Raw genomic sequence first — 19,122 nt, forward strand, 5'->3', positions numbered from 1 at the left:
CATGCATCTAGGTTCTCTACCCTTGCGGATGACACTTATCGCCACAGGGCGAAACGTTTATCCACAGCGCTTTGCACATTTGTGTATGAGGGATCGGGTTTGATGTGAAACCCGCAGCCGTGCTCGCCCGGAAGTTTCTTTACCTGGCCATACACCCGTATTTCGCTTCTATTCACTATGTGGAGCCTGAGGTGGAGAGATGTGTTGCCCATTTTTCGCCTTTTCACGTGAAACATCGCCTTCAAGGGTGACCGCACTAGTTTGTACATAGCCATCTTTTGGATTGTTCCTCCAACTGAAGCTTTGGCATGTGGCCAAGGAACACCTTTGCTCCTTGGCGATGCTCTTGCTTAGTCATCGGTAATCGAACAGAAAGCGACAACAGTAGTTCCACGTGAAACCAGTTCGACGTGAAAACTAGTTGGACTTCCACGCACAACCACCTAGGGACTAAAGCATCAGTTTGCTTCGCGAACTTAGCACGCATCGACGGTTTCACATGAAACACCCGTAGACGTTGTTCGCGCGAGTCGATTTCGCCGGGTCACAAAGATATGTTCTGATTCGATGCTTTATCTAAGTAAGGTGCACTCTCGACCAGCAGTTTCACGTGAAACATGTAAGTCCCAACGACCAAACGACACTGGCAAGTCGGATTGCACATACTTTCTAGCGAGGAACTTTGAGGTTGTTTCACGTGAAACCGGGCGCGAACGGAATATTCCCGTGGCGCGAGAAGCCGATACCGCCATTCAGCTAAGTTCGCTTCTATGTCTGCGACCGATCGAGGATGTTTCACGTGGAACGAATACGAATGACAGTAGACCATGGCCGCGATTCTTGTGAGGGATGCGCGCTGAAGACTCCAACAAACATGTACAACCCAAGCAACCTGACTCTGACAAATATCAAATCCATGATGAGGCAAAGACAGAACCGGTACCCGTTTCACGTGAAACCGATGGGGTGGTTGGGACCTGAACACCCATAGTCAATCGGCACGAAGAACGACGCTGCCGGGACAACACACCACAGGTTCACATGAACATCCAGTTCCACGTGAAACCTGCGAAAGTGAACCAGGGTACGAAAGCGAACCTCATCGCTAGCAGGCAAGCGAAGAATCGCTTCAAATGACCGAACTACATAGATCAACTACCGAGGCGAATACGCTTCGCATAGGGCACGGTAGAACAGCGGTGAAGACGGTGCGGCTGAAGAAAAAGGTTCCACGTGAAACTATGCGCTGGCTAGCTGGGTACAGCACATCAGAACAAAGCGAAAAAATGCCCTGCGGCCCAAGCGCTGCTACAAGATCCTCGTAGTCGACCGGTGAAAGCGAATGTGGCGAGTTCAGAAACCAGTTCCGCGAATAAACGACATGAAATACGGCGCGGTGGCGCCAGCGTGAACTACTCCTGGGGGAGCTCGACGTCGTCGAGACCCAACTTCTCGACGATACGCTCGAGGTCATCGAGATTCGTGAACTCGAGCGTCACTTTGCCCTTACGCTTGCCCACGTCGATACGAACAGGAGCCTCGAGCTTCGTCGAAAGCTTCGAGGTCAGAGAAACAACACGCGGGTTGTAGGAGCTGCGACGAGTGACCGCGCGCGTTGCGGAAGAAGATTCCACACCATTAGCGATGAGGCGCTCCACAGCGCGAACACTGAGGCCTTCGCTCACGATACGCTGCGCGAGTTCCTCCTGGAGTTGAACATCGTCGAGCCCGAGCAGCGCGCGCGCATGACCAGCCGAAAGCGCTCCCGACTGGAGCCGGCGCTGCACAAGCGGGGGGAGGCGCAAAAGGCGCAGCGTGTTGGAAATCTGCGGGCGTGAACGCCCGATACGATCCGCAAGCTCATCCTGAGTGCAATTGAAATCCTCAAGCAACTGGCCGTATGCCGCAGCCTCTTCAAGGGGGTTGAGCTGGGAACGGTGAAGGTTCTCGAGAAGAGCATCGCGCAGAAGGTCGTCGTCGGTAGTCGACCGCACGATGGCGGGGATCGATTCGAGACCGGCGCGTTTCGCCGCGCGCCAACGGCGCTCACCCATGACGATCTCGAAGGACTCACCATCAACGGAATCGGAAATGGGGCGCACGACGATCGGCTGGAGAACGCCAACTTCACGCAGCGAGTAGGCGAGCTCATCGAGTTCATCGTCGTCGAAAACGGTTCGCGGATTGCGCGGATTCTCTCGGATCTCGGCAATCGGGATCTCAACGAACTCGGCTCCAGGAACGGGCACGAGACCGGGATGCGAGGAAGCGAGTGCGGAATCCTTGGCACTCCGGTTGGCTTCCGACGGTAGCTCTGCAAGAACCTCAACAGACTTGTGCGGGCCCTTCTCGGCCGCGGCCTTACGCGCCGGAGCAGGCTTCGCAGCGGTTCTCCTTCCGCTTCGGCGCTTCGAGCGTGCGTCTCGGGCCCAGGAATCGGCGAGTTCTAGATCGGCGGCCTTCTTGCGCTCGCTCGTTTCCTCGCCCGGGCGTGAATCAGAGCTAAAAAACATATCCGCACCGCGGTTGCCGGCGGAGGACGACGGTGAATCCTCGGCTTTGACGGGGGCGGGGGTGGCGTCGGAACCCTTCTTTGACGAAGAAGAAGACTGAGCGGGCTTCGAAGCACGAGACTTCGACGCAGAGGACTTCGACCCGGCAGGCTTGGAATCCGCGCCCGAAGAATCGCTAGCCTTTTTCGACGACGAGGAGCGCTGAGCGGAGGCGGCAGGCTTCTTTTCCGCGGGCTTCGCGGGGGTTGCGGGGGCCTCCTTCGCTTCGGTCGCCTCGGGCTTTTCGCTAGGCGCAGGTTCAGAGCTGGGGATCAGCGCACCGATACCCCGACCAAGGCCACGTTTCTTCGCCATGATCTCCTCGTTTCAGTTCTTCGGCTCGGGGCGGCGGGAAATCTCGTGCGCAGCGGCGCGGTAAGCGAGGGCTCCCGTGCTATTGGGATCGTAGTTGAGAACGGTTTGCGCATAGCTCGGGGCCTCCGAGATGCGCACCGACCTGGGAATCACGGTGTCAAGGGTCTGCGTGGGGAAGTGCTCGCGCACATCCTCGGCGACCTGGGCGGCGAGGCGGGTGCGGGCGTCGTACATCGTGAGCAGGATCGTTGAGACAACGAGGTCGGGGTTGAGGTGCTTGCGGATGAGATCGATGTTCTTCCACAGCATCGCGATGCCCTCGAGCGCGTAGTACTCGGCCTGGATTGGCATGAATACTTCGCGCGCGGCGACGAGCGCGTTGATGGTGAGCAGGCCGAGAGAGGGAGGGCAATCGATGAGCACGTAGTCGAGGCGCGCCTGGCCCTTCTCCTCGCGTTCGGCGAAATAATCGGCAAGCGCGTTCTTGAGGCGCGACTCTCGCGCCACCATGGGCACGAGTTCGATTTCGGCGCCGGAAAGATCAATCGTCGCGGGGGCACATTCAAGCGTTTCGGCCTCGGGAGAGGGGGTGACGATCGCCGAAAGCGACTCGTCGTCGATCAGCACGTCGTAAAGCGAAGCGATTTCGGGATCGTGGGGGATGCCCAGGGCGGTCGAGGCGTTGCCCTGTGGGTCGGAGTCGATCACGAGGACGTTCAGCCCGCCTTTGGCGAGGGCAACCGCAATGTTGACGGCGCTCGAGGTTTTACCGACGCCGCCTTTCTGGTTCGCGACGGCCATGATGCGGGTATCTTCGGGGGCGTCAAAAGTTGCCTTCTCAAGGCGTTTGCGAAGCTCCATGTCGTTTCGCAGTTGCCGCATGAGCGGCGTCTCGTCGAGAGAGCTCTTCTTCTCAGCCACGACGCGGCCCCTTTCGCCCCGATGTTTCACGAACGTGTGCTCGTACCACTGTAGTAGGAACCTCCACGGAGGGATCTCCGAATTCCTCAACTCGCACATCGACCGCGCCAAGACGCGCAAGGGTCTTCGAGGCTTTCTCGACCTCGTCGCGGGCGCTCTTGCCTTTCATGACCACGAGTTCACCGCCGATCCGCACGAGTGGAACGGTCCACTTCGCGAGCTTGTCGAGGGCGGCTACGGCACGCGCGGTCACAGCATCAAACTCGCGCTCGCCGTGCAGATCTTCGGCGCGGGCGCGCACGACCTCGACGTTCACAAGGCCAAGCTCCTCAACCGCACGCTCGAGGAAGTCCACGCGCCGCTGCATCGTCTCGATAAGGGTGACGTCAATATCCTCGCGGGCAATAGCGATCACGAGCCCGGGAAGGCCCGCACCCGAGCCGACATCCGCGAGTGATTCCACGAGCCCCACGGGCCCGAGCGCACGCACCATGAGTGCGCAGTTGATGATGTGCCGCTCCCAGATTCGATCCACCTCGCGGGGCCCGATGAGCCCCTCTTCCGCTCCGCGGGTGCGCAGAATCTCCGCGTACCGCTCGGCGAGCGGGAGGCGCTCACCGAAGAGGTCGCGGGCGAGGGGATCGAGGTGTTCGGGGGCGGGAAGCATCAGTCTTGCGGGTAGATCACGACGTGGCGGGTCTTGCCTTCGCCGTCTGATTCAGAGTGGAGCCCGTGGCGCTTCGCGACATCGTGCACGACCTTGCGCTCGAAGGGGTTCATGGGCTGAAGCGGAACGGGAACCTCCCCGTTCTTTGCTTGCTCAACGGCCTTCTCGGCGAGTTCTTCGAGTTCACTCTTGTGGCCCGCGCGGAAACCGCCGATGTCGAGCATGAGGCGCGAGCGAACGCCGGTCTTTGTTTGCACGGCGAGGCGCGTGAGTTCCTGGAGTGCGTCGAGGAGCTCCCCCTTCGGCTCGTTGAGGGCGCTCAGCTCGGCGGCGCCGCGGATTTCCACGGAGGCACGGTCGCCGTCAACATCAATGTCGATGTCGCCGTCGAGATCGGCAATATCCATGAGTTCTTCGAGGTAGTCGGCGGCGAAATCGCCCTCTTCTTCGAGGCGCGCGAGGCGCTCCTCAGCGGAGGCCTGCGCGTTCGCCTTCTCGTTCTCGATCGTGTCGTTCTCGCTCATCGGAAATCCTTACTTCTTCTTACGCTTCTTACCGAGGGCATTGCTCTGCTTCGAGCTGCCCTTTTGGGTGCCACCATTTTCGGCCGCCTTCTTGCGGCGCTCTTCGATGGCTTTCGCCCGCTTCTCGCGGGCACGCTGGAGCATTTCTTCATCGCTCAGTTTGCGGCCGTTTTCGTACCGCTTCGGCTGAACGCGGATGTTTTCGGCCTCTGCCGCTTCCATCTCCTGAACGCGCTTCGACTTCTTCGGAGTGAAGTCGAGCGGCTCAAGCCCCTTCTTCTCGCGCTTCTTGTTGATGCGCTCGTGGCGTGCCTTCTCGGCCGCCGAGCCAGGGGTGGGGTTCTTCGTGATCATCCACCACTGCTGACCGAAGGTCCACACGTTGGTCGTGAGCCAGTAGCCGAGCACGCCGATCGGCATGCCGGGGCCCGAGATCACGTAGATGAACGGGAGCATGTAGAGCATCATCTTCTGCGTGGAGGCCATGGGGCCTTCGAGTGCCGACGGTGGCATGTTGCGCATCGTCAGCTCCTTCTGCGTGAGGAACGTGACGAGCACCATGAGCGCGATGATGACGCCTGCGATGATCTTCGCGGACATGTCGCCCGTAAGGAACGAATCGGAGATCGTCGTTCCGCCGAAGATGCGCGCATTGTGGGCGCTATCGGCAAGCTCGGGCGTGAGAATACCGAAGTTCGTGTTCTTTTGTGCGGCTTCCGGGAGCTTGTAGAACAGCACGCGAAAGAGCGCGAAGAAAATCGGCATCTGGATAAGGACCGGGAGGCAGGAGCCTACGGGGTTCGCATCGTGTTCGCGGTAGACCTGCATGGTCTCGTTGGCCATGGCCTGGCGCGATTCCGGATCGGTTTTGCCCTTGTACTTCTTTTGAATAGCCTTGAGCTCGGGGGCGGCCATCTGCATGCCGCGCGAGCTCTTAATCTGCTTGACGAAGAGCGGGAAGATGATGATGCGGACCACGACCGTGAGCAGCACGATCGAGAGCAGCCAGGTCCAGCCCGAATCAGGGTCCATCACGAAGGACAGCAGTTTGTGGGCCTGGACCATAATCCAAACGACGACCCACTCAATTGGGTAGAGAATGTTCAACTTCGGCCTTTTCTTCCTGCCGCTCGCATGCGCATGACGGTCATGCGATGAGCGGCGTGAGGTCGGGTGTTCGGGTCAAGCCTAGTGGGTGTGGGCGAACTCGGGGCTTTCAGTGTCCCGCCCTGTGACGGGTTTCGGGTTCGTCCACATGCCCGGTGCTGGGGTCGGGTCGATCCCGCCTCGGCTCAGGGGGTTGCAGCGAAGGATCCTCCACGCGGTGAGGAGAATCCCCTTGAAGATTCCGTGGCGGCGGATCGAGTCAACCGCGTACTGCGAGCACACGGGCGTGAAGATGCACGCGGCGGGCAGGTACGGGGAGATTCCGCGCTGGTACGCGCGAATGATTCCGACGGTTGCCTTCATTTCCCCGCTCCCTCCTTTTTCGCGGTGCTCTTGTCAAGCTTCCTCAGGGCGGAGGTAAGAGCGGAGTCGACTTCACCGCAGAGCGTGTCGTGATCGATCTCGTTGATCCCCGCACGCGTGCGCACGACGACGCTTGCGTACTCGGGGAGCGAATCGAGGCGGGCTCTCATGATTTCTCGCAGTCTGCGCTTAGTGCGGCTGCGAACAACCGAGTTCCCCACTTTTTTCGACACGACAAATCCCACGCGCGGCTCCTTCTGTGTCCTTTTCAGCTCCGGGGAGGAAAGGATCGCGAGGTGCACGATCACGTGGGATCGAGCCGCCGACACGCCCTTGCGGGTGGTCAGGCGGAAGTCGTCATTGTGACGGAGGCGGTTTGGCGCCCGCACGTCACGCCGCAGCTCAGGCCGAGAGGGAGGCGCGGCCCTTCGAGCGGCGCGCGTTGATGATGGCGCGGCCCGCGCGGGTGCTCATGCGTGCGCGGAAACCGTGCTTCTTGGCGCGGCGGCGGTTGTTCGGCTGGAACGTACGCTTGGTCATCTTTTCTCTCCAAATGAATCGGGGCCCTCGTACTCCGGGAAGGAACCGCGAGGCGGCCGGAGGGCCCGGTTAAAGACGGCCCGTGGGGCCGGTGGTTTCGGATGTGCGCGCGAGTTCGAAGGTGTCGTTCTCGTGAACACAGACTGATCGAGTCTAGAATCGCGCGGCTAGCCGGTCAATGGATCGGGCCTCTATTCAGAGAAGTGTGCCTAGAATCTCATGGTTATCCCCAATGATTCGACAGGGTGGTCGCCTTGTTCCACGCTGTTGGGCATAAATGTGGAAAACATGGTGGATAATTATGGACGTCCACTGCAGACCCGATCCCCACGAGGAGCCCCCGAATGGACGAGACCGCACTCGATCGCGATGCGCTGTGGGCCCAGTGCCAACAGATTCTGCGCGCCGATGACTCGGTTTCGAATCGCCACCTCGCCTACGTCACTCTCTCGAGTTTGCGTGGATTTCTCGAGGATACGGCCCTCATCGCGGTTCCAAACTCAACCGTGAAGGATCTTTTCGAGATGCGTATTCCCGAGCAGCTTCGCTCGGCGCTCTCGCAAGCCATTGGTAAGCCCGTAACCTTTGCGGTCACGATTGACCCGACCTTGGGTCTCGATGACGCCCCCGATTCGCCCGCGCCGGCACCCGCCCCCGCATTTGACCACATTGTGGATAACTCTGTGGATTCATCGGGAACAATCGGTATCACCCCACCTCAAGATGGGGATAACTCTGTGAATGGGGCCCAACCGGGGGGCCAGCAACCGTCGGAACCGGTCCCCTTCTCTCCCTACACCCCCGCCGAACCTCTCGAGCGAACCGAAGCACCGACCGCCGATTTCCCCGTGTCTTCATCCCTTGGAAACGATTCACGGCTCAACCCGAAGTACACGTTCGCCACATTCGTCGTGGGCGCCTCGAACCGCTTCGCTCAGGCCGCCGCCTACGCCGTGGCCGAACAACCGGCGCTCGCTTACAACCCGCTGTTTATTTATGGCGGCTCCGGCCTCGGTAAAACACACTTGCTTCACGCGACCGGACACTACGCAAAGCAATTGCACCCGAACATCCAGGTGCGCTACGTCAACTCCGAAGAATTTACGAACGATTTCATCAACTCGGTTCAATCGGGTCAGTTCGGCAAGGCGCAGGAGTTCCAGCGCCGCTATCGCGATATCGACATCCTCCTGATCGACGACATCCAGTTCCTCCAGCGCGCGCCCGAGACCCTCGAAGCGTTCTTCCACACGTTCAACACACTGCACAACGCGAATAAGCAGATCGTCATTACCTCGGATCTTCCGCCGAAACTCCTCGGCGGCCTCGAAGATCGCATGCGCTCTCGCTTCGAGATGGGCCTCATGACCGACGTTCAACCACCGGATCTCGAGACCCGCATCGCGATTTTGCGTAAGAAGGTCGCAGCCGAAAACAACGAGGAAGTGCCACGCGAGGTGCTCGAATACATCGCGGAAAACATTTCCTCGAACATCCGCGAGCTCGAAGGCGCGCTCATCCGCGTCCAGGCGCTGCATTCGCTCTCGAAGCAGCCCATGGATGTTGAGCTCGCCCAGAATGTGCTGAAAGACCTGCTCACACACGATGGGGGCGCGGAAATTACGCCGAACCTCATCATCGCGGAAACTGCAGCGTATTTCGGTTTCGGGGTGGAGGAAATTAAGGGTACTGCCCGCACACGTGCCCTCGTGACGGCTCGCCAGTGCGCAATGTATCTGTGTCGCGAACTGACCGAGATGCCGCTCATGGCGATTGGCGATGCGTTCGGCGGGCGCGATCACACGACTGTGATCCACGCGTACAAGAAGGTCTCAACGCTCATGAAAGAGCGGCGCGCGCTCTTCAATCAGGTTACGGAGCTCACCGCTCGGGTCAAGACGAACGCGCAGGAACAGGGAAGGCGCTAGAGAGTTCGACGGTTGCAGGATGTGCAACAAGCCTGGTCACGAGCAACCTTTCCAGAATTGTGGATAACTTTGTGGAGAATGTGCGCGCGCGGCTTGCCTCTTGTGAGTAGATCTTCCTCCCGAGCGCTCGATAATGCTCGTTATGCCCAATACATCAACAGTTTCTCGTCGTTACTCGCACGGAATCCGAGACTTGTAGTTTTCAGCGTGACCTGCATGAATGCTGGTTATCCACAGCGTCAACAGCCGTAATTAAGAGGATTGTTTAAGCTTGAGACACGGGTAATGGGGAAAAATCGAGTCGAGCGAAAAGCTCGGCCCTCGAGCATGTGGAAGCCCTGGGGACGAGAATGACAAGCGTGTAATTTTGGCCCGGGCGCGATCCCAGGATTTTGGCTAAAGTTGGAAAGTACGCGCGAGGGCGCGAGAAGCTTTTTCGTAAAGGAGCCGAGGCGTGAAATTTCATCTCGATCGGGACGTGCTGAACGATGCTGTGTCATGGGCGACCCGCACTCTTCCGCAGCGCCCCGCAATGCCCATCCTTCAGGGCGTGAGGATCGTTGCTGAGGATGGCGAGCTCAAGTTCTCCACGTTCGATTACGAAGTGAGCGCTCATATCTCCGTTGAGGCTGAGGTCGATGAACCCGGTGAAGTCCTCGTCCAGGGCAAGATGCTCAGCGAGATCGTGCGCGCGCTCCCGCACAAGACCGTCTCGGTGAGCCACGAGGGCCCCAAGGTCGAGATCCTGTGCGGTTCTTCCCGCTTCGCCCTCGCGACCCTTCCGGTCGCGGAATACCCGGTTCTTCCCGAGATGCCGCCCGTTGTAGGCACGATCGATTCGGGAACCTTCGCACGCGCGATCGCGCAGGTCTCGATCGCCGCGAGCAAAGACGACGTGGTTCCTCTGCTCACGGGCGTGAAGGTCACGATCGACGGCGAGAAAGTCATGATGGCCGCGACCGACCGCTACCGTCTCGCCGTTCGCGAATTCACGTGGAACCCCCAGAACCCCTCGAGCGAACTGAGCGCCCTCGTACGCTCGCGCACTCTCACCGAGGTCGCCCGCTCGCTCGCGGGAGGCAATGTCGAAATCGCGCTGAGCGAAGGCGAATCAGCGAACCTTATCGGCTTCGAATCCTCGGGCCGCCGCACCACGTCGACCCTCGTCGATGGCGACTACCCGCCCGTGCTGCGGCTCTTCCCCGATGTCACCCCGTACACCGTGAGCGTCGCGACCGCGCCGCTTATCGAGGCCGTGAAGCGCGTGAGCCTCGTGGCAGAGCGCAACACCCCCGTGCGCCTCACCTTCAGCGAGGGCCAGGTTGCCCTTGAAGCGGGCGATGGTGACGAAGCCCAGGCGAGTGAAGTCCTCGAGGCAAACGTCGAAGGCGGCGATCTCGTCGTAGGCTACAACTCGGGTTTCCTTCTTGACGGCCTCGGCGCACTCGGCACCGACTTCACGCACTTCTCGCTTCCCGATTCGGTCAAGCCCACCGTTTTGCGCGGGCAAGAATCGCTCGAAGCAACCCCCGAGGAGCACTACCGCTACCTCCTCATGCCCATGCGCATCTGAGCTCCTGATTCTCGATGCACCTCAAGGCGCTCGAACTCACCAACTACCGTTCCTACGCGCACACCTTCCTTCGCTTCACGCCCGGGATCACCGTGTTCGTGGGCGCGAACGGGCAGGGGAAAACGAACATCGTCGAGGCCCTGTGGTACCTCGCAACCCTTTCCTCCCATCGCGTCGCACACGACGCCGCCCTCGTGCGTCGAGGGGAGAAAACCGCGATTATCCGCGCGATGTGCGAACGTGCCGGGCGCGATGTACGCATCGACATGCAAATTGCCCCCGGCCGCGCCAACGAGGTGCGCCTTCACTCGCAGCCGCTTTCACGCCCCCGCGAAATCCTCGGCCAGGTGCGCGCCGTGATGTTTTCGCCCGAGGATCTCGCCCTCGTGAAGGGAGAACCGGAAGGGCGTCGCCGCTTCCTCGATGAAATCCTCTTCGAGATCGCCCCGCGCTTCGCGAGCATCAAATCGGATTACGACAAGGTGCTCCGCCAGCGCAATCACCTCCTCAAACAGATGCGCCAGATGAACAAGGGGCGCGGTGGTAAGCATGCCGCGGATGAGATTGGCGGCATGGATCCGCGAGAAGCCGCGGAAACAACCCTCGCCGTGTGGGATGAGCAGCTCGCGCGCCGCGGCGCCGAACTCATGCGCGCACGCCTCCACCTCGTCAACCGGCTCAGGCCTCACGTGGGCTACTCATACTTGCGAGTCTCGAGCGACGAAGGAGCCGATCCCAACCTCGGCCTCGGCCCCGAAGGGCGCGGCGCCGTGTCGAGCCCCGCGAACATCCGCTACGCCTCGAGCGTTCTCGACGGAGGGCTCGCCGCCGCAACCGAAGCCGAAACCACGCACGACGAACCGCCCCTGCCGAGCCTTCAACAACTCCACGACGCCCTCCTGGCCCACATCGAGGAACGCCGCGACGACGAACTCGACCGCGGCGTGAGCCTCGTGGGACCTCACCGCGACGATCTCGAGATTCGCCTCAGTGACTTCCCCGCGAAGGGATACGCGAGCCACGGCGAATCATGGTCGCTCGCCCTCGCGCTTCGCCTCGGTTCCTATGACCTCCTCACGATCGAAGAAGGGGACATCGGCGACGGCGAACCGATCCTCATCCTCGACGACGTGTTCAGCGAGCTCGATGCCCACCGGCGCGAACGTCTCGGCCGCATCATCAAGGGGGCCGCGCAAGTGCTCATCACGACAGCGAACGACGCCGATATTCCGCGCTCGATTGGCGATGACGTTCACGTCGTGGATGTTGTGAAGGGCTCCGCGACCGTGCGCGAGGGCGGGCCTCGATATGGCAACGATACGGGGGCCGCGTGGTGAACGGAATCGACGAAAGTTACGGTCAGCAGCGGCCATCACTCAACCCCTATGCACTCGGCACATGGCAACAGGGCGCTGGTTCGCACGAAGCCGTGCGCAGCCGGGGAAATGGGGCCGCGCACAAGAGCGAGCCGAGTGCGCAGGGCGTGAAGCCGCTTGGCGAACATGGGGGCGAGAGGGGCGAGGCAGGCGTCGGACCCCAGGGGACAGATGAGGGTGCAGACGAGCTTGCGCCCGATCCCGAAGCGAAACCGCGGGACTTCTCGCGCCCCGATGAGCTCGGCCGACGCGCCCTCAATCAAGCCCGTGCGGCTGCGAAGAAGCACGGGTACCGGCCTCGCGCAAGCCGTCTGACGCGGCCCAAGGGCGATCCGCGCGGCGAGCGGGCTCAAGGTGCCGGCTATTCGGGGGCGCGCCCCGATCCGCGCGACCCGCAGCGCCTCAACACCGTACTCGAGAAAATGCTGGTCAATCTCGGGTGGGATCGCGGGTTGAGCGCGGGGCGCGTGCTCGCCGAATGGGACGAGATTGTGGGGCCGGCGATCGCGCAGCACTCTCACATCGAGAGCTTCGAGGAAGGAGTACTCGTTGTGAGCACCGATTCCTCGGCGTGGGCAGCGCAGCTTCGCATGCTCGGCCCGCAGATCGTGACCCGGATCCACGAGCGTGTGGGCGCGCAGGTCGTCAATGAGATCAAGGTTGCGGGGCCGAGCACGCAGTCGTGGAAGAAGGGGCGGCGCACCGTGAGTTGGCGCGGCCCACGCGATACTTACGGATAGAACAGGAGGGTGGCCGCCGCGCCCTTTTTTGGTCCCGCCACTTTGGCTCATCTAGCTGGCCCCGCCACCTCGGCCCATCTAGCTGTTCTCCCTGTTTGGTTGCCTTCCTTTTGGTTTCGCCACCCTGGTTCATTTAGCTGTTTTCCTGTTTGGTTGCTTTTCTTTTCCCGCCGCCGCAACGAAAGTGGTGAAAAAGCGCCCTCTCACGGAGAAAAACGGTGCTCTGACGCGGTTATTCACCACTTTCGTGACAGGGAGGCGTAAGGGAACTAAGGAGAGGCCATGGGGTAGGGGAAAGGCTGTGGGGGTAGGGGAAGGCTGCAGCAGCAGGGATGCTGCTACGGGAGCCTATTGGGGTAGGGGAAGGTGCAGGGAGGAGAGGCTAGCAGGGAGGGCTGTTTGAGGGAGGTTGCCGGGGAGAGCGCGACTCTCAGCCAGGAGGGGGCAGCTCGGGGTGGTTCGGCGGTGCCAAGATTTCCGACGGATGACCAGGCAGTTCATCTTATCTGTGTCATTTTTTGGTCAACCGGCCACCAAATTGTCACTTTGAGTCTAGGCTTCACTGAGAACTGAGTCACAGACCCTCCTCTCGTCCCTTCCCCGGCCCCGGCCCTGGCGCGTCGATGATCCTGGTGCGCTCGGTTCGATTCCTCGAAGTTTCCCGTCAAAGGAGATCAGCGTGTCCCCAGGCTTTACGCGAAAGGTGCTTGCCGCGCTGTCGGTCAGCGCCGTCGCCGCGAGTTTCGCCGTTCCGGCAGCGCTCGCCGCACCTACCGATGACCACGACTCAACGCCTGCTATTTCGCAGATTCAGCGCGAGGCAATCCACAAACATCGCGAGAAGCGCGGCACTCGCCCCGTGTCGAATGAGCGCGTGCGCGTGGTCGTCATGTTGAAGAACCAACCGTCGGCCCCGAGCGAATCCGGCGAAAAGAACCGCCTTTCCTCCCAAGCGACGTTGCTTGAGTCGTGGAAGGCGAAGTACGGGCTCAAGGTTGATCGCCAGTTCGGTTACCTCGTGAACGGGTTCAGTGCTGAGATCCCCGAGGGCAAGATCCAGAATCTCGCGACCGAGAAGCAGGTGGCCTCCGTGCGCCGCGAGCGCGTGTACTACCAAAGCGAGTATTCAGCGCGCGACCTGCAGGGCATTCCTGCAGCGTACAAGGACTTCGGCGTTGATGGCGAAGGCACGGTCATCTCGATTATCGACTCGGGCGTGTACGCGAAGCACCCGGATATGCGCCTTGATGAGGGCGTTTTCTCCAAGGCGAAGATCAAGAAGATCAACCCGGAGGCCGCCGGCAAGTTCAACGAGAAGGTGCCCACCGGCTACAACTACGCGGATGACAACTTCGAGGTCATGGACCTCACCGATTCGCAGCACGGCCAGCACGTTGCCGGAATTACCGCGGCGAACGGTTCCGAGGGTGACACCCCCGACTTTGCCTCGACTGGCCGCATCGACGGCGCCGCGCCGAACGCGCAGCTTCTTGCGATGAAGGTTTTCTCGAATGACCCGAAGAAATCGTCCGGCGCGAACGATGGTGACATCATCGCCGCGATCGAGGATTCGGTGAAGCTCGATGCCGATGTCATCAATATGTCGCTCGGCAGCCCAAATGGCGTTCCAGATCTTTCCGATGGCGCCTACGAGGCGATGCGGAAGGCCCGCGAGCAGGGCGTGATCACGCTGGTCGCCGCCGGTAACGAGGGCCAGAACTTCTCGCTCGACGGTGGGCCAGATGACGTGCTCGGGCGCCTCGATGATGGCGTGGCGGGAAGCCCCTCGACGAACGATTCGGCCTTCTCAATCGCCTCGGTGAATAACTCGACATTGAGCGTGCCGCTCGCGTATTTCGAGGCAAACGGCAAGCGCACAGATATCGGCTACCTCGAGGGCGTGGGTGAGCCCGACGCCAAGCCTCACCCCTACGAGTACGTGGGGCTTGGGCGCCCCGAGGATTACAAGGACGGCATCGACCTCAAGGGTAAGTATGCGCTTATTTCGCGCGGCGAGATTTCCTTCGCGGAGAAATTCCAGTACGCCCTTGATCATGGCGCCGAGGGCGTCATGGTGTTCAACAGCGATGGCGAAGAGGGCTACCGCGGCATGGCGGGCATTGAGGACTTCGAGACCTTCGGTGCTGCCCTCACGAATGAGCAGGGCCACCAGCTCATCGATGCCCTCAAGGCCGATCCGAATGCGACCGTGACGTTTACCGACGAGATCAAGCAGGATCCGGCGCCCGACGGCCTCGAACCGAGTTCGTTCACGTCGTGGGGAACCCCGAACGACCTGTCGTTCAAGCCTCAGCTCGCGGGTATCGGCGGCAACGTGTACTCGACCGTTGGCGAAGATGGCTACGAGAACATGAGCGGCACGTCGATGGCGACTCCGAACGTTGCGGGCATGAGCGCGCTTCTCACGGAGAAGTTCGCGGAGCGCTTCCCGAACGTCACGGGTGAAGAGCGCGTGGATCTGATCGAGACTTCGCTCATGAACACCGCGACGATCCTCGAGAATGAGGATGGGGTTCCGTACCTTCCGCGCCAGATCGGTGCGGGTCTCGCGCAGGTTGATCGCGCGCTCACGACCGACGTGACCGCGACCGTTGATGGCGAGGCATCCGTGGCGCTCGGCCAGATTAACGGCCCGAAGAGCTTCACGGTGACCCTCACCAATCGCGGCGATAAGGACCGCACGTTCGCCATCCCCGCGCAGAAGGTGCTCGGGGAAACGAATGAAGCGGGGCAGCCGACCCTCGCTCAGGTTTCGAGTGAGTCGCTTGCGGCGTCGGCCTCGAACGTGACCGTGCCTGCGGGCGGAACCGCCACGGTGCAGTTCACCCTGACCCCGCAAACGGCCTCCGGAAACCACTTCATCGAGGGCTGGGCGCAGTTCAAGGGCGAAAATGGCGCGCTTGACCTCGCTGTTCCCTACCTTGGTTTCGTGGGCGACTGGAATGAGGAAAACATCATCCAGGAGCCGGGCAAGCCGTGGATGGAGGATGGCCCCGCCGACAATACGAATCTCGTGGGTTCGCTCGGCGAGGAGACCGCCGAGTTTAATACCCCTGACGAGGCGCCGCTCGCGCTTTCGCCCAATAACGACGGCCTTCTCGACACCGTGACTCCGGGCATTCTCCTCATGCGCAATGCCGATGCGATCGAATACGAGATTCTCGATTCGAACGGCAAGGTCCTCGCGACTCTCGGCAAGGACGAGATGGTTCGACGCGTCATCGGCGCGAACGTTCCAACCGCGTTCGACGGCGACCTCACCTTCATGGGGCGTTCATTCGATGGCACCCTGTGGGATGAGTCGACGGGCAAGCATACGCCTCTTACCGACGGCTCCTACACGTTCCGCCTCAAAGCCACGATCAACGAAGGTTACGAGCCGCAGGTCACCGATCTCCCGTTCACGGTGGATACCGCGGCGCCAACGGTGGAGATTCTCGAGAAGGAACCGGGCCGCGTGCACTTCACGGCCGTGGATAACGATGGCGGCTCCGGCATCCTGGATGACCCGATCGTGCTTACCGCGAGCGGCGACAAGGCCGAGGTGAAAAAGCAGGCCGACGACAGCTTCGTTGCAACGTTCGACTCTGCCACGCCATACGCCACGGTCGGCGCGGTCGATCACGGCTACAACGAAGCCTCCACGATCGTGACCTTCAGCAACGATCCTCTGTTCGTGAACGTCAACGGGTACAGCATCGGTGAGGGTGAGAAGGCGTACGTGGGTAAGGATTCCGACGGTGCCCTCGAAGTATCGGGCGTCGTTCAGGGAGATGTTTCCCGCGTGAGCGTGAACGGTAACGACGCAAAGATCGTCGATGGCACGTTCGAGTACGTCGACAAGGCGTATAAGGGCCCCGAGCCGTACACCCTCGAAGTGGTGGCCTATGACGCTTCCGGCAAGGAGCTCGCGAAGCGCACGATCACTGTCGAGCAGGATTCACAGGCACCGACCATCACCCTCGATGATGGCGTGCTCAACGAGAACGGGAAACTTGTGGTGGCGGAAGATGGCTCCTACACGCTCTCCGGGACAATCGCGGATGAGCGCGAAGGTGCCAAGCTCAAGGCCTGGATCTTCAACGAACCTGTTGAGGTCAAAGAAGACGGCTCGTTCACGTTCTCCGGAAAGGTCGATCCAAACGTTCCCGTCGTGACCATCGTTGCGAGCGATGGCGCCTCGAAGGACACTCTCGACGTTGAAATCGAGGGCCGCGAGGCTCCCGCGCCGGAGGAAGAACCGGAGGAAGACGCGTTCGCGCGCCCCACGTACGACCCGGAGACGTGCGACTCGGAAGAGAACTGGTGTGACATCAACTCAACGAGCGAAGGCGTGAGCGAGGACGGTAAAACGCTGCATCTCACGGGCACCATCAACGATCCCGTGAGCTCGATCGAGTTCATCCCCACCTCGCGCGCGAAGGATGGCACGATCACGAGGAACGAACCGATTTCCGCGACGATCGAGGGCGACAAGTTCAGCGTTGACCTCCCGATCGAGATGGGCATCCTCGACTTCCATCAGATCGTGAAAGACGACAAGGGCGAAGAGAAGTTCAGCGGGTCGTTCCGCCTGTGGGTGGACGTCAAGCCGCCGAGCCTCGACTTCACCGAGCCGAGCCTCGTGGGTGGCACCCTCTACACGAACACCGACGACGTGACTTTCAAGGGCACGATCAGTGATGACGGTTGGGGCCACTACCTCGCGCTCAATAACGAGTACGTGACCGATTTTGTGCGCGACAATCACCCCGGTGACGAGGTGAATCGTCAGGACTTCGAGCACCTCGTGACGGTGCGCGATGGCGACAAGCTCCTCGTGTATTCGAATGATTCGATGGGGAACGAGCTCGTCGCGGTGATCCCGGTTGTTCTCGATAAGGTCAACCCCACGGTGGGCCTCGACACGGTTGAGAACCTCCAGGTCATCCGTGACCAGCGTGACCTCGAAGCGTGGGGTGAGGACGACAACCTCGCGAACGTCTCCGTGAGCCTCAATGGCAAGGAGATCTACAAAGAGAACACCGAGCTCACGAGCACTGCCGTGGACGTTGAAGGTGTCCTCGCGCCGCCCAAGAATGACGATGGCGGCAATGAAGACCCGGCCGCGCAGCAAAGCGCGAACGGCGGGGGCGAGGCTGCGAACACTGAGGAGTCCGCAAACGCTGATGAGGCCGCAAGGCCTGCCGAGACCACAGCCGTGGATGGCACCGAGACGCACAACGTGCAAACGCGCCTCGGCACCACCATCAAGACTGCCGATCTCCCGGCGGGCTTCTACACCGCGAGCGTGCAGGCGACCGACCTTGCCGGCAACAAGGAGACGACCACTACGACGTTCTACGTTGACGACGAGGCCGCGATTGAGGGCCCTGACTCGGTGACGTTCGAAGTTGAGAAGGGCGCGCTCGCGGACCAGGCCGCGGCAGCGAAGCAGGTTCTCGATCACTACACGGTGATCGATGATGGCTCCGCGTTCGCGAAGGGCGACACGGTTCTGGGCCTCGCGCCCGGTACCGTTCTCGTTCCCGGAGAGCAGAAGGTCACGCTCGTCGCGACCGATGCCGATGGCCGTATCGTCATGCGCACCGTAACGGTGACGATCACCGAGAAGGTGAAGCAACCCGCGCCCGCGGATTCTGCCCCGCCCGCAAACCCCGGTGACGACGCCCCCGAGCGGCCCGCCAACCCCGACACGGATGGCGGCACCAGCCCAGGCCAGCCGCCCGTGCGCGACGACGGTACCAACTCGGGCCAGCCGCCTGCGAAGGACGGCGGAACCGAGGGTGGCCGTGCGCCCGGGAAGTCCGACGGCTCCTCCGAGGGCTCGCGCTCGCATCGCCACATCGATCTGCCGCGCACGGGTGCGGAGATCGCGGCGACCGCGGGTCTCGCGGCGCTCATCGTGCTTGGCGGCATCGCGATCCTTGTGATTGCGAGGAGGCGAGGCGACAAGTAACCAAAGGGCATCGAAGGCATGTGCTCTCGAAGAAGGAGTAAGGCCCTGAGGTAGGCCCGGGAACGGGTCAAGGAATGGTGGGGTGTTGGAGGCCGGCAAGCGTCGGACTTCGCACCCCACCCTTTTCTCCTCTTTCCCTGGATTGCATAGAGGTTATGGGGGCTATTTCCGCCGGCCCCGCTCGGGACTGCCCGTCTGGCCTTGGTTTGGTGTGGCTCCTCCAGACCTTCCTCGCCCACCGTGTCACGTCACTCAAACCCCCACAAACCCTCTGGAATTCAGTGGGGGAGGGCTGTGCTGACCGACACACGCGGTGCCGATCTACGCTCATGACACCATTTTTGGGGTTCCCGTGCGGTAAAATTTGAGGGTTGAGAGTGGTCGAGCCCCGCTCAGCGGCCCGCAAACGGCCCTGAGAGGCCACGGGCCCCCGAAATGGGCCCGGCCCCGTACCGAGGGGTGGAGGTGGCTTACGGGCCCTCGATCCTCACACCCGGGTTCGACCGACCCGGCGTTGACCATCAAGGAGATTCCTT

13 protein-coding genes are annotated in these 19,122 nt (G+C 61.3%); 5 read left to right on the forward strand and 8 right to left on the reverse strand.

The window, feature by feature from the left end:
- Nucleotides 1-1,412: 1,412 nt before the first annotated feature.
- The 8 genes from M3B90_RS02435 to rpmH all read right to left on the reverse strand — a co-directional run bounded on the left by M3B90_RS02435 (nucleotide 1,413) and on the right by rpmH (nucleotide 6,989).
- Nucleotides 1,413-2,867, reverse strand: coding sequence for a ParB/RepB/Spo0J family partition protein (locus M3B90_RS02435; protein ID WP_259888464.1), 1,455 nt, complete (start codon nucleotides 2,865-2,867; stop codon nucleotides 1,413-1,415).
- 12 nt (nucleotides 2,868-2,879) lie between these two features.
- Nucleotides 2,880-3,749, reverse strand: a complete 870-nt coding sequence (locus M3B90_RS02440; RefSeq protein ID WP_311199927.1) for an AAA family ATPase — start codon at nucleotides 3,747-3,749, stop codon at nucleotides 2,880-2,882.
- A 31-nt stretch (nucleotides 3,750-3,780) separates the two neighbouring features.
- Nucleotides 3,781-4,455 carry a 16S rRNA (guanine(527)-N(7))-methyltransferase RsmG gene (rsmG, locus tag M3B90_RS02445; RefSeq protein ID WP_259888465.1) on the reverse strand — a complete coding sequence of 225 codons (675 nt, stop codon included), beginning with the start codon at nucleotides 4,453-4,455 and terminating at the stop codon, nucleotides 3,781-3,783.
- Nucleotides 4,455-4,979 (reverse strand): R3H domain-containing nucleic acid-binding protein, encoded by a 525-nt coding sequence (locus tag M3B90_RS02450; protein ID WP_259888466.1) that lies wholly within the window; start codon nucleotides 4,977-4,979, stop codon nucleotides 4,455-4,457. Before M3B90_RS02450 ends, rsmG begins: the two co-directional genes overlap by 1 nt.
- Before the next feature lie 9 nt (nucleotides 4,980-4,988).
- Complete coding sequence (yidC, locus tag M3B90_RS02455) at nucleotides 4,989-6,086, reverse strand: membrane protein insertase YidC (RefSeq protein WP_259888467.1); 1,098 nt, start codon at nucleotides 6,084-6,086, stop codon at nucleotides 4,989-4,991.
- A gap of 81 nt (nucleotides 6,087-6,167) precedes the next feature.
- Nucleotides 6,168-6,449, reverse strand: coding sequence for a membrane protein insertion efficiency factor YidD (gene yidD, locus M3B90_RS02460; RefSeq protein WP_259888468.1), 282 nt, complete (start codon nucleotides 6,447-6,449; stop codon nucleotides 6,168-6,170).
- The gene (rnpA, locus tag M3B90_RS02465; RefSeq protein ID WP_259888469.1) at nucleotides 6,446-6,838 is read right to left on the reverse strand and encodes a ribonuclease P protein component; all 393 of its coding nucleotides are present in this window, start codon (nucleotides 6,836-6,838) and stop codon (nucleotides 6,446-6,448) included. The genes yidD and rnpA overlap by 4 nt, the downstream gene beginning before the upstream one ends.
- Before the next feature lie 13 nt (nucleotides 6,839-6,851).
- Entirely contained in the window at nucleotides 6,852-6,989 is a 138-nt protein-coding gene (gene rpmH / locus M3B90_RS02470; RefSeq protein ID WP_016663525.1) for a 50S ribosomal protein L34, read from the reverse strand.
- A 344-nt stretch (nucleotides 6,990-7,333) separates the two neighbouring features.
- On the opposite strand from rpmH, the gene dnaA reads away from it, so the two are divergent.
- The 5 genes from dnaA to M3B90_RS09625 all read left to right on the forward strand — a co-directional run bounded on the left by dnaA (nucleotide 7,334) and on the right by M3B90_RS09625 (nucleotide 18,586).
- On the forward strand, nucleotides 7,334-8,917 hold the full coding sequence (gene dnaA / locus M3B90_RS02475; protein WP_259888470.1) for a chromosomal replication initiator protein DnaA: 1,584 nt from the start codon (nucleotides 7,334-7,336) through the stop codon (nucleotides 8,915-8,917).
- Nucleotides 8,918-9,371: 454 nt separating this feature from the next.
- Nucleotides 9,372-10,490, forward strand: coding sequence for a DNA polymerase III subunit beta (gene dnaN / locus M3B90_RS02480; protein WP_259888471.1), 1,119 nt, complete (start codon nucleotides 9,372-9,374; stop codon nucleotides 10,488-10,490).
- 14 nt (nucleotides 10,491-10,504) lie between these two features.
- On the forward strand, nucleotides 10,505-11,827 hold the full coding sequence (gene recF, locus M3B90_RS02485; protein WP_259888472.1) for a DNA replication/repair protein RecF: 1,323 nt from the start codon (nucleotides 10,505-10,507) through the stop codon (nucleotides 11,825-11,827).
- Entirely contained in the window at nucleotides 11,824-12,606 is a 783-nt protein-coding gene (locus M3B90_RS02490) for a DciA family protein (protein WP_259888473.1), read from the forward strand. The genes recF and M3B90_RS02490 overlap by 4 nt, the downstream gene beginning before the upstream one ends.
- A gap of 679 nt (nucleotides 12,607-13,285) precedes the next feature.
- Nucleotides 13,286-18,586, forward strand: coding sequence for a S8 family serine peptidase (locus M3B90_RS09625; protein WP_311199926.1), 5,301 nt, complete (start codon nucleotides 13,286-13,288; stop codon nucleotides 18,584-18,586).
- Nucleotides 18,587-19,122 lie beyond the last annotated feature (536 nt).

It is taken from the genome of Dermabacter sp. p3-SID358, assembly GCF_025147465.1.
GTDB lineage: Bacteria > Actinomycetota > Actinomycetes > Actinomycetales > Dermabacteraceae > Dermabacter.